This is a genomic window from [Limnothrix rosea] IAM M-220 (assembly GCF_001904615.1).
Taxonomy (GTDB): domain Bacteria; phylum Cyanobacteriota; class Cyanobacteriia; order Cyanobacteriales; family MRBY01; genus MRBY01.
On sequence record NZ_MRBY01000020.1, the window covers coordinates 54,992 to 69,835 of the forward strand.

Here is a 14,844-nt window from a genome sequence, read left to right on the forward strand (position 1 = left end):
TACTACAAGATTTGTCTTATAAAGTTGAGCTGAATCAATGGGGACAAATCGTTATGAGTCCCCGTAAAATCAATATTTTGAGGCAGGGGCACAGGAAGTCTGGATTTGCGATCGCCTCGGCAACCTCACTTTTTTCAATAAAGAGAAACAACTAGAAACTTCTGAAATTGTGCCTGATTTTCCCTTACAAATTAAGCGTAGAAATCAGAAATAAATGGGTGGCGATCGCCCCTATCTTTCCTAACTAGAACAACGATATCGGACACCGCCAGTATCTAAATTTGTCAACGTGGAAAGATCCGACGATAACTGAAAATTATCCGTTTCAGTCCAAGTTGATCCCTCCCCAGAATATTCAGCCGTGACCGTCAAGCCCGCCGTACCTGTCACCATAATTTTTGAAACAGTTCCCGTAGATGCATAAAATTGCAATTGACTCGGTTTAATGACTAGCCGACCGTCGCTTGATAATGAACCACAGCCATCTAAATTCGCATTCCATTCACCCTGAAACTGAGAGGGAATCTCGCTGCGGCCCTCTTGGATGATGGGATTGCTCACCGTAATGTTGCCGTCACTGGGGGGTGCAACTTCAGCCGAGGTGTAAGGATAAATACTCCAATCGCCAAATTGCAGGTCAGAACCCCCATAGGTGGTGATAGAAAGCCCTTTTTGTTTCTCTAAATTTACCAATTCAAAACGACACTGTCCCATGCCAGTGCCAGCACAAGCCGAAACTTCGATAAACCCGGAATCATAGGCCTCTCGCTCAACGCCAAAAGCCCCTGGTTCCGGTACTTCTGCAGGAGTCCAGCCTGCTTTTAAAAGCTGCGCACGCACAACCGCATATGGTGTCCCTTGCTCAAAACTTTTCAGTAACGTTTCGGTATTCGTTGCTGATGTCTGTTGGGTTGGGACATTGTTTGTTTTGGGAGTGGATATTTCAGTATTTGTTTCTGTTTCTGTGACTACTGTTTCTTCTGATGGGTTATTCGGAGTTTCAGTGGCAGAGTCTGGTGGGGCTTCACTGGCAGTGCAACTTGTGATTAGTAGCACTAATCCTAAAGCCGCAAGAGGCTTGTGGTGATGACGATATTTTTTAAGAAAGGAATTGAGCATGGGTAAATGTTCGAATCTGGAATGGGAATTGTAGATACAGGATTTTGATGGTGATCATAGAGCAATAGGCGATCGCCTCACTGCTATCCCAAAATATCTTTTACAGAAATCTCAATCTCAGGAAAAGCGAGCGGAGTAATGGTTTCCAAATCTTTCAAAATCAGAGTTTGCAAGTAATTTGACCCATCCGATTCTCGATAAACTTCTAACTGCTGATCTTGAATGTTCGCAATCCAAACTTCTGGAATTTGGTTTTCCGCATAAAGAGTAAGTTTAGCCGTTTGATCATATCGTAAGGTACTATCCGAAACCTCGATAATTAGCATTGCATCCGCCGCAACAGGCAACCGTGAACCATAAAAAGTATCCTCTGGTTTTAGAAGAATGATGTCTGGCTCTGGCTCCGATACATCTCCCAATAAAATCGGATCTTGAACACTAACAACGGCAGGAAAATTATTGCAACAAAAAGCATTTAAACGTTTGACTGCTGCTGCGTGTTTAAAACCGACAGGGGACATCTCGATAATTTCTCCACGGATTAATTCAAAGTTTTTATCAGGCGGCAAAATACCTGTTTCACCCATGCGGTGATAGTCTTCGACGGAGAATTTATAGGTAGCCAGTTGCATCGCATTATTTACCTGAGTCACTCTGCTATCTATTTTATGGGGAATTTCTTGGGGGCGATCGCCGCTTTCGTCTCAAAAAATTGCCTGTCACCCTAGACATAATCTTTTTACTTGAAACCGATGACTGCTTTTACGCTTGATTTTAGTGATGTGTCTTGGATTCCCCTCGAAACATGGGACAGCTTAACGCCAGAATAACGACAAGGATTTCTGCCGCTGTGCCTTGATTTTGTGATTGAGCTGTTGTCGCCATCAGATTCTTGGAAATTGGGTATGGCAAAATGGCAGAATATCAAGCGAATGGTTGTCGATTGGGTTGATTATTAGATATAGAAAATAAACGGGTGGGCATCTATCGCGGCGATCGCCCTGTAGAGATTTTAGCAGCGCTAAATAAATTGTCCGGTGAAGATATTTTAGTTGGATTTGAGCTAGATACTCGCTTCCTCTGGGACTCTTAAAAATATCTAAAAATAGAGGAAAAGAAAACAGAGACTCAGCAGAAATTCTTTGCTTTTTGTGACTAAATAAACTCCAAATTCCAAGTTCTAAAGTGGGGTCATTAGGATAGAAACGGACATGGATTTTGGTGGTTATGAATATCCGCTCTGCAACGTTTCTTTCTCTCGCTACAACGGTATTTTGCGCAGGGCTCAATGCCCCCTTACCAGCGAAATCGGCTGCGATTGTTGGCATCCCGACACAACCGAAGCTTGAAACGGCCTTAATTTCCTCTCCCATGCCGCTCATTGCCCAGGCAGAAACTGCGACTCTATCTGCCGCAGCAGAAGCGCTGATTACAGAAGCTGTGGTTGCTTTTCAAACGGAAACTGAAGAGGGCTATAAATTGGCGATCGCCAACCTTGAAGTCGTCATTCCGGAAGTGGTCGCCAATGATTTTCCTGACGATATTGCCGTACTGTATCTGCTGTTGGGGCGTTCCTACGATCTATTGGGGCAAAACCAGACAGCTCTGGACTATTACGAAAGATCATTACCCTTTTATCGCGCTGCCGGAGATTTATTAGGGGAAGCCCGCGTTCTGAATAATATTGGCTTAGTGCTCAATGCCTTCGGTCAAAACCGTGAAGCCTTGGACTATTACGAGCAATCTTTGCCTCTCTCGAAGCAGGTGGGTGACCTCGCTATGCAGGCGACAACCCTAAGCAATATGGGTTTGACCCATGACAACCTCAGTGAACGGGAAAAAGCCCTTGAGTTCTATCTCGCAGCGGTGGCGATCGCCGAAGAATTAGGTGATCAATCTATTCGGGGAACACTGCTCAACAATATTGGTTATGCCTATGATGCCCTAGGGGAAAAAGAAAAAGCCCTAGCTTTTTACGATGAAGCGCTGCCCTTACTGCGAGCTGTCAATAACCGCCGGATGGAAGCCACAGTCCTCAGTAATAAAGGGTTGGTCTATGGCTCCTTCGGCGATAAATTACAAGCCCTTGATTTCTATGGGCAGTCGTTGGCAATTATCCAAACCATTGGCGATCCGACCATGGAAGCGACAGTGCTCAATAATATCGGGTTAGCCTACGATGCCCTCGGTGAAAAACAACAAGCCCTCGATGCCTATCAAACATCTTTGCCCCTATCGGAAGCGGGTGGAGCAAGAAAAATGGTGGGCACAACCCTTGGCAATATTGGCTTAGTTTATTATTCCCTCGGCGAATATGAGCAAGCTTTGGAATTTTACGAACAGTCTCTTGGGTTCTCTCGTGAGGTGGGCGATCGCCAAATGGAAGCCACAACCCTCAATAATTTGGGGTTAACCTATCAAGTCCTCGGAGAACAACAACTCAATGAAGATTTTTTAATTCAGTCAATAACCTTCTATCGCGAATCCCTCGACCTCTCCATAGCCGTGGGCGATCGCCGGATGACTGCAACGACCTTGAATAATTTGGGATTAATTTATGCATTATTGGATAGCCCAGAAGAAACCCTAGAAGTGTTTAATACTGCCTTACCGATTATTCGGGCGGTGGGCGATCGCCGCATGGAAGCGACTACTCTCGCCAATATCGGCTTAATTTATGGCGAAACGGGGGAATATGAGCAGGCGCTAAATTTTTATAATCAAGCCCTACCCCTTGCCCAAGCTGTTGGAGATCGCAGTGCAGAAGCTTTAACCCTCGTCAATATCGCAACGGTGGAGTACGAACAAGGCCAGCCAGAAAATGCCCTCGCCACCATGGAAGCGGCGATCGCCATCGTCGAGGATTTGCGCACAAAAATTATCAGTCCAGAGTTGCGCCAGAGCTACTTTGCCACCGTGCAAACCTATTATCAGTTTTACATCAAATTATTAATGGAGCTGGATCAGCAAAATCCGGGTCAAGGCTATGCCCAACTCGCCTTTGCCGCTAGCGAAAAATCCCGCGCCCGTACTCTCCTCGAACTCCTCACCGAAGCGAATACAGACATTAGAACCGGCATTGATCCCACTTTACTAGAACAGGAAAAAACACTCCTCGCCCAACTCAGCGCAACGGAAGCCGAGCGCATTGAAATTTACGGTACAAACCAAAGTACAGATGCTGAAAAGATCGAAATCGATCAAACCCTATCGACTTTAGTGACAGAATACGAAGCGCTACAGGATCGTATCCGCCGCCTTAGCCCCAATTACGCCAACCTAAAATATCCCCAAACCCTTGATGTCGAGGCCTTACAAACTCAAATCCTTGATGAGGATACTATTTTGCTGCAATATGCCCTCGGCAAGGAAAAAAGCTATCTCTGGGCAGTCACAAAAACAGACTTCACAAGCTACGAATTACCAGCTCGCCATGTGCTAGACCCGCTGATTGACGAAGCCCGTCAACAGATTACCGATGCCCGCGAAGGTCTCCCACCACCACGCCAACGCCAGCGGGAACAAGTACGCCAAGCTGCTCTACTGGCTTTAAGTCAGGAAATTCTTGCCCCCGCCATAGCTCAGTTACAGGACAAGCGAATTCTCGTCGTTGCTGACGGAAATTTACACTATTTGCCCTTCAGCGCCCTCAGCAGTACTCCAGAATATGCCCCCCTCGGCGATCGCCACGAAATCATTAATTTACCTTCCGCTTCCACCCTCGCTATTTTGCGGCAAAAGACAATTCCTTCGATCAAAGCAGATTCATCTCTCGCTATTCTTGCAGATCCCGTTTTCAACCATGCGGATTGTCGCCTTGGTAGTGCCAATACTAATTGTGTTAATCCGCCCCAACCCCAAAAGAATTTAGATCTAGATCTAACCGATGGTGATCCTCTTGAGTTGTTGGCTCTAAAGCGCTCTGCCAGTACTTTTTCCCAGGTGAATTGGGATCGTCTCCCCGGCACTCGCACTGAAGCCCAAGGGATTTTGGCGCTGCTACCCGACGATGTTGATACATTTCAGGCTTTTGATTTTGATGCCAGTCGCGATGTTTTAACGGGCGATCGCCTCCAAGATTACGATCTCATTCACATTGCCACCCACGGTTTTCTCAATGCCAACGAACCGGAATTATCGGGTTTAGTTTTGTCGTTGTTTGATGAAAATCAACAGCTCCAAAATGGTTTTTTACGCCTTAACGATGTATTTAACCTCAAGCTCAATGCCAATCTTTTGGTGCTCAGTGCCTGCGAAACAGGTCTGGGAGAAAATGTGCAGGGGGAAGGATTAGTCGGCCTCAGTCGAGGTTTTATGTATGCCGGAGTGCCAAGAATCGTGATGAGTTTATGGCAAGTCAGTGACGAGGCAACGGCTGAATTTATGACCCGTTTTTACCAGAATTTACTCGAAGACCAAATGACAGCGGCGATCGCCCTCCAAGAAACCCAACGGGAAATGCGTGAAGAAACCCGCTGGACACATCCTTACTATTGGTCAGCGTTTATCTTGCAAGGAGAATGGCAATAAAAATCGGCGATCGCGCTAATTTGTGCTGTCACCTAATTGCGTTTCCTGACGTAGATAAGCTTCGATAAACCCATCAAGATCGCCATCCATCACACCGCTCACATCGGTTGTCTCTTCATTAGTGCGTAAATCTTTCACCATTTGGTAGGGATGAAACACATAATTACGAATTTGATTCCCCCATGCTGCTTCGACCATATCGCCACGAATTTCAGCGATTTCTTGGGTACGCTGTTCTTGGGCAATAATGAGCAATTTCGCCTTGAGCAAAGCCATTGCCTTTTCTTTATTCTGTAATTGGGAGCGCTCTTGGGTACAGCGCACAGCCACTCCGGTTGGGATGTGCACAATCCGAACAGCCGTCTCAACTTTATTGACGTTTTGACCGCCTTTACCGCCAGCCCGTGAGGTTGTAATTTCGAGATCCTTATCAGGAATATCCACTTTTACGGCATCATCACCGAGGGCCGGCATCACCTCAACCCCCGCAAAACTCGTTTGTCGTTTGCCATTGGCGTTAAACGGTGAAATTCTCACCAGACGGTGGGTTCCTTTTTCGCTCTTAAGATAACCAAAGGCGTATTTTCCTTCAAATTCTAGGGTCGCTGATTTTAAGCCCGCTTCATCGCCCTCGGATAATTCCGCTAACTTTACTTTGTAGCCCTGCTTTTCGCCCCAGCGGGTATACATGCGTAGCAACATTTCCGCCCAATCCTGAGCATCTGTACCGCCAGCCCCCGCATTAATCGTTAGCACTGCACCATTGGCATCGTATTCGCCGGCTAGCATCTGTTGCAGCTCCCAACGGTCTAGTTCTTTTTGTAGTGCCTCTAAACTTTCAACGGCTTCCGTTAACAACGCCGGATCCTCATCAAGTTCTAAAAGTTCGGCGATCGCCTCAGCATCCTCAAACTGGGACTGCCATTGATGATATTGCTCCACACCGGATTTGAGATCATTCAGCTCCTGCATGGTTGCCTGAGCCTGTTCCGCATTATCCCAAAACTCCGATTGCGCCGCGACCTGCTCTAGATCAAAGATTTTGGCATTTAAAGTCTTTAAGTCAAAGATACTCCTGAGTTTTACCCAGGCGTATCTTAACCAATTCGAGAGACCGCTTTAAATCTGCCAACTCAATCATCAAAATTCCTCATCAAAAAGAGAATAAAAAAACAATCTTACTAATTATAGTAGAGTGGCTCAGTTCCTAGATATATAAGCCTTTGAGGTGATGGCTGAAGATTATAAAATCGATCAGCTAGAATAGGAGCACCCATGCAAACGAAAAGTTGTCAAGGCGACCTTGAAATGATAGAGTCTGCTGGATAACTGCTCTTATCACTGTCTGATAAAAAGTAGGCTGATGGCTTTCTGAGTTAAATTCTGTTTTTTTGCAGATATTTGCCGCGACACCTTTATATCTAAACAATATTTCGGCGATCGCTCCAAAAAGTTTTATTAACCCACTCGCGAATCGACAAGCACTTAAAACAACATGACCATTGATTCCATCCGTTTACGTAACGAATTCATCAACACCCAAGTCATCACCCGTAACAACGGCACACGTCTAGGGGTCGTTAAAGATGTATTAGTGGACATTGACCGTCGTGAAGTCGTCTCCCTCGGTCTACGGGACAGTATGTTTTCTGTGTCGGGAATGCCAAAATATATGTATCTCGACACAATTATTAGAACCGGCGATGTGGTTTTAGTCGAAGATGAAGATGTGCTGGCAGATGTTGACGTTGAAGCCTACAGCCCCCTCATTAACAGCGAAGTCATTACCGAAGCAGGGGAACCCCTCGGAAGAGTGCGAGACTTTCAGTTTGATTTAGAAAGTGGCACAGTTTCATCTTTGATCATTGCCTCCCTTGGGTTACCCCAAATCCCTGAGCAGGTAATTAGCACCTACGAACTACCCATTGAAGAGGTAATTAGCAGTGGCCCCAACCGCTTGATCGTATTTGAAGGGGCAGAAGAGCGCCTGAGTCAAATTACCGTTGGTTTCCTTGAAAGATTAGGGATTGGCCGCCCGCCCTGGGAAAGAGAGGAAGAGGATCTGTATTATGCTCCAACTGCTCGTCCTGAAAATCAATTAGGTACTGGCGTTCCCCTCCAACAACCCGTTGCCAGACCCCCCGTTGAAGCCCGCCAACCCATTGATAATTGGGATGAAGATGAGTGGCAAGAAGAGCCCATCGCTCCCCCGCCACCTCGTCGCCAAAAAGCTCAAGCAATGAGCTACGACGACTATGAAGAGGATAATTGGGGTGGTGATTCTGGTGGCTACGAAGATTATAATGAGTCTCCCAGAAGCTACACTGAGCAAGATGTGGATGGTGATGTTTGGGATGACGATGTGAAGGAAGAACCCTACACTCCTCCGGTCGTTAATATGCCTGAGCAAACGAAAGAGTATGAATATAAAGAGGAAACAAATTACTAAAGTTCGTTTTTTCTTGGTCTAAACAACCAATTAATATCAAGTTTTTCCGTAGTTTATAGAGCGATATGCTTGACAGACTACGGGATTTTTTTTGCAAATGCTGCGGTGACATGTCTAGTCGTCGTCGGCAAGATTAGTCGGGGTTTGAACTTCTCCATGACCTTCTCTATGGGATGATTTCACTCCTATTGATTCGCTTTTACTTTTCCTTAGGTTGAAGTTAATGAATCTGTTAAACCCCTGCGAAAATCAATTGAATTTGTGATTAGTCTTTTAACGTGAGTTTTGCTTAAGCATGCTCGGAAGTACGACGCGGTGAATGGGAGAGCGAGAGATCGGGAGATGTTTCTATGCAAACAATCCTACTAGCTTTCAAAAAATGCAAATTTTCGTTGCTTCTCCGTGTCTTTCCTTCTCCGTGTCTTTTTTTCTCTAGAGAATTTTGGCTACATGTTTATTCATAACTGACGTTCTTTTAATGCTTCATGAATATCGCCCAACAGCATTGGCTGACTCGCTCCGGTGACTTTGGGCAAATTACCGGGAAACTGATGAACATATCGCCAATAAGCTAACACTGCAAAGGCGATCGCCTCTTTCGCATCATGGTCAACACCTGCATCATCGGTAAGGCCCACGGGAATATTTTCGGCTAAAACTTGGAGGCGATCGCGGAGATAACTATTACGCGCCCCGCCACCACAGAGCAGAATCTCATCGGGCATTTGCGGCAGAAATAAGCGGTAATTTTCAAGGACAGTTTGCGCCGTAAATTCTGTTAAACTGGCGAGCCAATCTGCTTCAGATAGACTTTTTGTTTGAGCTTGTTGCCAACATTTTTCGAGGAAGTCTACCCCAAAATATTCCCGCCCAGTAGATTTTGGCGGTAGTTGCGCAATAAACGGATCCGTTAGCCACTGTGCCACTAGCTCTAGATTCGGTATTCCTTGGGATGCCCAAATGCCATCTTGGTCATAGGCTTGTTTGCCATCGGTTAATTTCTGAATTGCGAGATCCAGTAATATGTTGCCGGGGCCTGTATCCCAGCCAATCACATAGTTTTCCCAATCGGGCTGACTTTTGGGTGGTAAATATGTGACATTACCAATGCCGCCAAGATTTTGGACACAGCGGTGTTTGGTGGGATGAGCCAAAAGATATGCATCCACTTTTGGGACTAATGGTGCGCCTTGTCCCCCTGCGGTGATATCTGCCCGCCGGAAATTACTGACGGTCGGTAATCCTGTCAGTTGGGCGATCGCCTCCCCTCTGCCAAGCTGCCAGCTAAAACCGAGATTATGCTTTGGGGGACGATGGAAAATCGTTTGACCGTGGGAGCCAATCAGTTCTGCTTTGCCAAATTGTTCCTGAATTTTGTGAGCTGCCTCTGCGAATGCCGCTGCAACTTGGTCATCTAGGGCGGCTAATTGTTCGACTGTAATTGCTTTACCCGCGCAAATTTCTAATAATTCCTGTCGTAATTCCGGTGGATAGGTATAGGTATGGAAGCCAACTAATTGAAGTTGGGGATTTTCGGCGTTACCGTTCAGCTTGACGAGCGCTGCATCAATACCGTCCATTGAAGTTCCACTCATTAAACCAATGACTTTCATAATCGGCGATCGCCCTCCACGGGATAGCTGTGAACCTTATTGATATGTATTTGAGAAATTAGTGCTTCAGTTTAACTCTTTCTATTTTAAAAAACGGCAATGACCAATCGAGATTGACCTTGAAATGATGAAAGTATGCACTTCATTAGTGATGAATTTTTATGGGGCTAGCTGGCGGGTGAGATCGCGATCACCGGTAAAGATCCGTGATTGCTATAAGATGCAAAAGTTGATTAAAACTCTTGCCATGCTAAGTCTCTAGGGTAAATTTTGCTTAGTTTCTGGACTTGAATTCATCGCCATAGGACATCGTATTTCTAGATTTTGTGTGAGGATAACTGCCTGTGCCCACGCCCGTTGTAACTGTCTCAGATATTCAATCCATTGGTATTTTAGTCGGCGATCGCCTCGGCTTTACTATTGCTGATGTGGAATATCAACGTCTAAAGCAAACGATTAATCTCGCATTAGAACGTTTAGAGCTCAGTTGTGTTGCTGACTATCGGGTACTCCTGGAAAAAAATCCGATTGATAGCGCTGTGTGGCAACAAATTATTATTGCCCTAGCAAATACTGAAAGTTACTTTTTTCGGGAATGGGGGCAATTTGATCTCTTGCGATCTCATATTTTGCCGGAGTTGATTCAACGGCGATCGCCGGAAAAAAGATTAGCTCTATGGTCAGCAGGTTGTGCCACTGGAGAGGAAGCCTATTCCCTCGCCATTTTATTAACAGAGCTGATTCCGGATATTGAAACGTGGCAAATTACGATTTTTGGGACAGATATTAATACCGAAGCCTTGGCGATCGCCACCCAAGGAGAATACGGAGCATGGTCGCTACGGAGACAGAGTAATGTTGTCAATAAATATTGCCTCATGTCTGACACCGGCAGCCAGCGTATTAAATCTGAGGTGCGTCAGCTGGTGAAATTTATGCCCCTAAATTTACTGGAGTCTTGTCTACCAGATTTTTTACAAAATATTGATGTCATTCTTTGCCGTCATGTTTTTCTCCATTTCGAAAATGAGGCGATCGCCAAAGTACTGGCGCATTTCAGGCAAGCACTCAAAGTCGATGGCTATCTGTTAACGGGTCATAGTGAACTGTACGGCGTTCCTTCACAGGATTTTCGTGCTGATATTTTTGCTGGTTCGATGATCTATCGGCCTCAACGGGAACCCGCCAGAAAACCCCCAGTAACTTCCCTGCCTCGACTACAACGGCGATCGCCCCAATTGTCCCAACGTCAATTGTATTTGTCCGATCCAATGTTTGACCTCGATCAAGCCATCTAAATTAAGAGCTTTTTTTCTACGTTTTTTTCTACCTTGAGAAAAAGAGTAACCAAAATTATTTATTGAGCCTTCCAAGCAGTGGTTGAGGTTATCCGTCACAATAGACAATGTGATAATTTCCTGAATCTAAAAATCTATGGCTGCTTCTTCGCGACTTCGGAGGCTAATAACCTATCTCGTTCCCTACAAAAAACAGGTTTATATCGGCATCATTGCGTTGCTTATCGTCAATGGCTTGGGAGTCTATCTCCCGCTTATTTTAAGTAACACCATTGATTCGCTACGTACCGAAGTTGGTTTGCCAACTCTGACCCGGTCTGTTCTCCTGATGTTGGTCTTGGCCTCGGTGATGTGGGGATTCCGGATGTTATCGCGGGTCTCAATCTTTGGGGTGGGTCGTCAGGTCGAGTTTGATTTAAAGCAGCGCATTTTTCAGCATCTATTAACCTTAGAGCCGGCCTATTTTGCCAATCAATCCTCTGGTGATTTGATTAACCGCGCCACCAGCGATGTGGATAATGTGCGGCGTTTATTGGGCTTTTCGGTACTGAGTTTGGCGAATACAATTTTTGCCTACGTGATGACATTGCCTGTGATGTTATCGCTGCACGGTAAGTTAAGTCTCATGGCGATCGCCGTGTATCCAGCCATGTTGATTACGGTGCAACTGTTTAGTGGACGACTGCGGGACGAACAGAAAAATGTTCAAGAAGAATTATCGGAACTTAGTCAGCTAATCCAAGAGGATATGAGCGGCATTTCCCTGATTAAAATTTACGCGCAGGAAAATAATGAACGCCAAGCCTTTGACGCTCGTAACCAAAAATTACTCCGTGCCAACCTCGGTCTAGCTCGCACCCGAAATTTACTCTTTCCGCTCATTGAAGGAATTTCCTATATTAGTCTGCTAATTTTGCTGGCCTTTGGTGCAAGGGCGATCGCCGCAGAAGAATTAACGGTGGGTAACTTCGTTGCACTGATTTTATTAATTGAGCGTTTAGTTTTCCCCACAGCACTTTTAGGGTTTACGATTACATCCTATCAACGGGGTGAAGTGAGCATTGACCGTGTGGAAGCCATCCTTGATAACGAGCCTCATATTCAAGATGAACCCCAATCGATTACCCTCGATCCGAAAACTGTCACAGGCAAAATTACGGCGCGAAATCTTAGTTTTGCCTACCCCGAAGGCGATCGCCCTGCCCTAGACGATTTGAATTTTACGATTTATCCCGGCGAAACCATTGCCATTGTCGGTTCCATCGGTTCCGGCAAATCAACCCTCGCCAATGCCCTCCCCCGCCTCATCGATATTGAACCCGGCCAACTGTTCCTTGATGGTGAAGATATTACAAATATCCGTCTCGAAGATCTCCGTAGGGCGATCGCCTACGTGCCCCAAGAGAGCTTCCTGTTTAGCTCACAGATTCGAGAGAACATTGCCTACGGTTTACCCGGCAGTCCCCAACCGACCATCGAACATTCTGCTGAACGCGCCCAAATCCATAGCGAAATCCTCAATTTCCCTAAGCAATATGAAACCCTTGTGGGTGAGCGGGGCATTACGCTTTCAGGCGGTCAACGGCAACGAAGTTCCCTCGCCCGCGCCTTTATGATCGATGCGCCTGTGTTGATTCTTGATGATGCCCTCTCCAGCGTTGATAACCGTACTGCCACCGAAATCCTCGATTACCTCTCCCATTCTCCCGATACCAAAACCGTTATCTTTATCACCCACCAACTCTCTGCCGCCGCAAAGGGCGATCGCATTTTTGTGATGGATCACGGCAAGATTACCCAAGTTGGAGTTCATGAAGAATTAGTCGCTCAAGAAGGTCTATACAAAAAACTCTGGGAGCAAAACCAACTCGCTGAAATTCTTAGCTAAAAGCTGAGAGAGCTAATCGCTAACTTAATCTTAATCAAGTAACTTTAATCCCCTTAAGCCACAAGAGTCTAAGGGGATTAAAAATTTTGAGCTATCAACCCATCGCTGCATGGGTCGCGAAAATAATAATGCCGAGTCCAACGATTCCCACTGCCAAAGCTAAAACCATTTGCCATGCTTGTATCGTTTTAGTTCCATGGGTTTGAGGGGTAGTCGCAGGTACAAATGCAGGTTGGCGATAAGCTTGCCATGCCTGCACCGAAAATCCCATCAAAGGTAATGACAAAATAGTGCCCAGAATTTCAATAGTGAGTAGAGCTGGGGGCATTGCGTCAGGCGATACCGGAAAGATGACTGCGAGATCCGCAACATACACACCGAAGAAAGACAAACCACATAACGCAGCGCCAACCATTGCCCATCGCTCGGATTTCAACACAAAATAAACAAGAATCAAACTACCCAATGCCAAAGCCGTCAGGAAAGTATTGAATGCGCCCAAGGTCACAGGATTGATATGGGCAAAGCTACGGGTTTCAACGGGGCCACCGGGAACCAAACTACTGAGGGCGATCCCCGAAATAGCAAGTAAGCCAGCAACAGAATCTTTGGTGGAAAATGTTTGAAAAGCCATGATAGTAAACCTCAACAGATGTTTTAGCGTAAATATTTGGGTGAAATTTTTAGGCAACAACAGTTTTATGGGCGATCGCCCGGTTGATAGGCAGTTTCCTTGAGCAAATGGCTAACCAAAAGTTTTAAGAACAACAAAGGTAGAAACCATTCCAAACCCGGCATTGGCGTAATGAAAAGCGATCGCCGAGCAATGCCAAAGCAAATAATCCCAAGGCAATGGGTCGTTGCAGATAAAGAGGACTCGCGAGAATTACGCTTGCAGCCAGCAACAGATATCCCGATATACCGACAAAAAAGAGCCAGTCCATCCCCCGAAAGGCGATCGCCACCACCGCCCCGGAACAGGTTCCCTATTAGCTGCCATCACAAAAAACTCATAACAAGCGTTATTTAAAATAATAATAACAGGTGTTATAAAATACTTGAGTGACCCTTTTACATTCGTTAATGCAGAAGCCATGACTAAACCTTCAGTGGAAGAAAAGCAATCAGATCGGCGATCGCAAGTCGCTTCAGCCGCGATAAAACTCATTGCAGAGCAAGGCTTGCAGAAAACAAGTTTGCGGGCGATCGCCCACGAACTAGGCTGCACAACGGGTGTTTTGACCCACTATTTCCGTAATAAAGACGAATTACTTCTATTCATGTTGGAAGTGGTAATGGAGCGTTTAGGCGAAAAAATGATGAGTTCGGTTCAGCATGTTAAAGGCATTGACCGTTTAACTGTGATGATGTTGGCAGTACTCCCAACCACCGATGAACTGAAACAAATTTGGCGTGTATGGCTAGCCTTCGTTGGACATATACCCGGCCACGAAGGATTAATGAAAGAACACGCAACTCTCTACCAAGGATTCAAAACATTCCTAAAAAGTGAGCTAAACGCTTTAGTTGAAGTAGAGGCGATCGCCACAGACTTAGATTTAGACTTTGAGGCGGCAGCATGGATAGCCTTGATGGACGGTATCGGCGTGAATATGCTGGCAGCACCGCAAAACTATTCTCGGCATCAATTAGAAACAATGATTAATCGTCATGTGAGAAGTCTAAGTATTTAGTCAGCAACACCACTAATGGAAAAATCCTTTTTTGTGCCAGCAACAACAGAAATTGCTCACAGACGAAATAGATGTGAATAGAATTATTTTTTTGATGAAAGGTTATGTAAGAGGCGTATTTGGGAAAGAAATCTAGATTTTTTTGTTGCCTGAAACCCTTGCCCTAGCCGGTGCGTAGCGATTTAACCCAGCCCACTTAAAATATTTTCAGAAAAAGGTGTTGACATGTCGAGGGAGTGTGGTTAATATAGTT

11 protein-coding genes are annotated in these 14,844 nt (G+C 45.6%); 5 read left to right on the forward strand and 6 right to left on the reverse strand.

Annotated elements, in window-relative coordinates:
* Positions 1-240 precede the first annotated feature (240 nt).
* Both NIES208_RS09735 and NIES208_RS09740 read right to left on the reverse strand, forming a co-directional pair.
* Complete coding sequence (locus NIES208_RS09735; RefSeq protein WP_075892185.1) at positions 241-1,119, reverse strand: hypothetical protein; 879 nt, start codon at positions 1,117-1,119, stop codon at positions 241-243.
* An 83-nt stretch (positions 1,120-1,202) separates the two neighbouring features.
* The gene (locus tag NIES208_RS09740; RefSeq protein ID WP_075892187.1) at positions 1,203-1,751 is read right to left on the reverse strand and encodes a Uma2 family endonuclease; all 549 of its coding nucleotides are present in this window, start codon (positions 1,749-1,751) and stop codon (positions 1,203-1,205) included.
* A 595-nt stretch (positions 1,752-2,346) separates the two neighbouring features.
* On the opposite strand from NIES208_RS09740, the gene NIES208_RS09750 reads away from it, so the two are divergent.
* Positions 2,347-5,649, forward strand: coding sequence for a CHAT domain-containing tetratricopeptide repeat protein (locus NIES208_RS09750; RefSeq protein ID WP_075892189.1), 3,303 nt, complete (start codon positions 2,347-2,349; stop codon positions 5,647-5,649).
* Between the two features lie 15 nt (positions 5,650-5,664).
* Here NIES208_RS09750 and prfB read toward each other — a convergent pair.
* Positions 5,665-6,787 (reverse strand): peptide chain release factor 2 gene (gene prfB / locus NIES208_RS09755; protein WP_139325031.1). Its coding sequence is split into 2 segments (ribosomal slippage): positions 5,665-6,714 and positions 6,716-6,787, totalling 1,122 coding nucleotides; the frame shifts between segments, so codons are not numbered across the junction.
* A gap of 357 nt (positions 6,788-7,144) precedes the next feature.
* On the opposite strand from prfB, the gene NIES208_RS09760 reads away from it, so the two are divergent.
* Complete coding sequence (locus tag NIES208_RS09760; protein ID WP_075892194.1) at positions 7,145-8,098, forward strand: PRC-barrel domain-containing protein; 954 nt, start codon at positions 7,145-7,147, stop codon at positions 8,096-8,098.
* 458 nt (positions 8,099-8,556) lie between these two features.
* On the opposite strand, the gene NIES208_RS09765 is transcribed toward NIES208_RS09760, so the two are convergent.
* On the reverse strand, positions 8,557-9,711 hold the full coding sequence (locus tag NIES208_RS09765; protein ID WP_075892197.1) for an anhydro-N-acetylmuramic acid kinase: 1,155 nt from the start codon (positions 9,709-9,711) through the stop codon (positions 8,557-8,559).
* Between the two features lie 344 nt (positions 9,712-10,055).
* On the opposite strand from NIES208_RS09765, the gene NIES208_RS09770 reads away from it, so the two are divergent.
* Together NIES208_RS09770 and NIES208_RS09775 are read left to right on the forward strand one after the other, a co-directional pair.
* Positions 10,056-11,009: a CheR family methyltransferase gene (locus NIES208_RS09770; RefSeq protein WP_075892199.1), complete on the forward strand. Its 954-nt coding sequence runs from the start codon at positions 10,056-10,058 to the stop codon at positions 11,007-11,009.
* Between the two features lie 136 nt (positions 11,010-11,145).
* Positions 11,146-12,897: an ABC transporter ATP-binding protein gene (locus NIES208_RS09775; RefSeq protein WP_075892202.1), complete on the forward strand. Its 1,752-nt coding sequence runs from the start codon at positions 11,146-11,148 to the stop codon at positions 12,895-12,897.
* A 94-nt stretch (positions 12,898-12,991) separates the two neighbouring features.
* Here NIES208_RS09775 and NIES208_RS09780 read toward each other — a convergent pair whose 3' ends face one another.
* Complete coding sequence (locus NIES208_RS09780; protein ID WP_075892205.1) at positions 12,992-13,531, reverse strand: DUF8051 family protein; 540 nt, start codon at positions 13,529-13,531, stop codon at positions 12,992-12,994.
* Between the two features lie 124 nt (positions 13,532-13,655).
* Complete coding sequence (locus tag NIES208_RS09785) at positions 13,656-13,862, reverse strand: hypothetical protein (protein WP_225875286.1); 207 nt, start codon at positions 13,860-13,862, stop codon at positions 13,656-13,658.
* Positions 13,863-13,991: 129 nt separating this feature from the next.
* On the opposite strand from NIES208_RS09785, the gene NIES208_RS09790 reads away from it, so the two are divergent.
* The gene (locus tag NIES208_RS09790) at positions 13,992-14,591 is read left to right on the forward strand and encodes a TetR/AcrR family transcriptional regulator (protein WP_075892207.1); all 600 of its coding nucleotides are present in this window, start codon (positions 13,992-13,994) and stop codon (positions 14,589-14,591) included.
* Positions 14,592-14,844 lie beyond the last annotated feature (253 nt).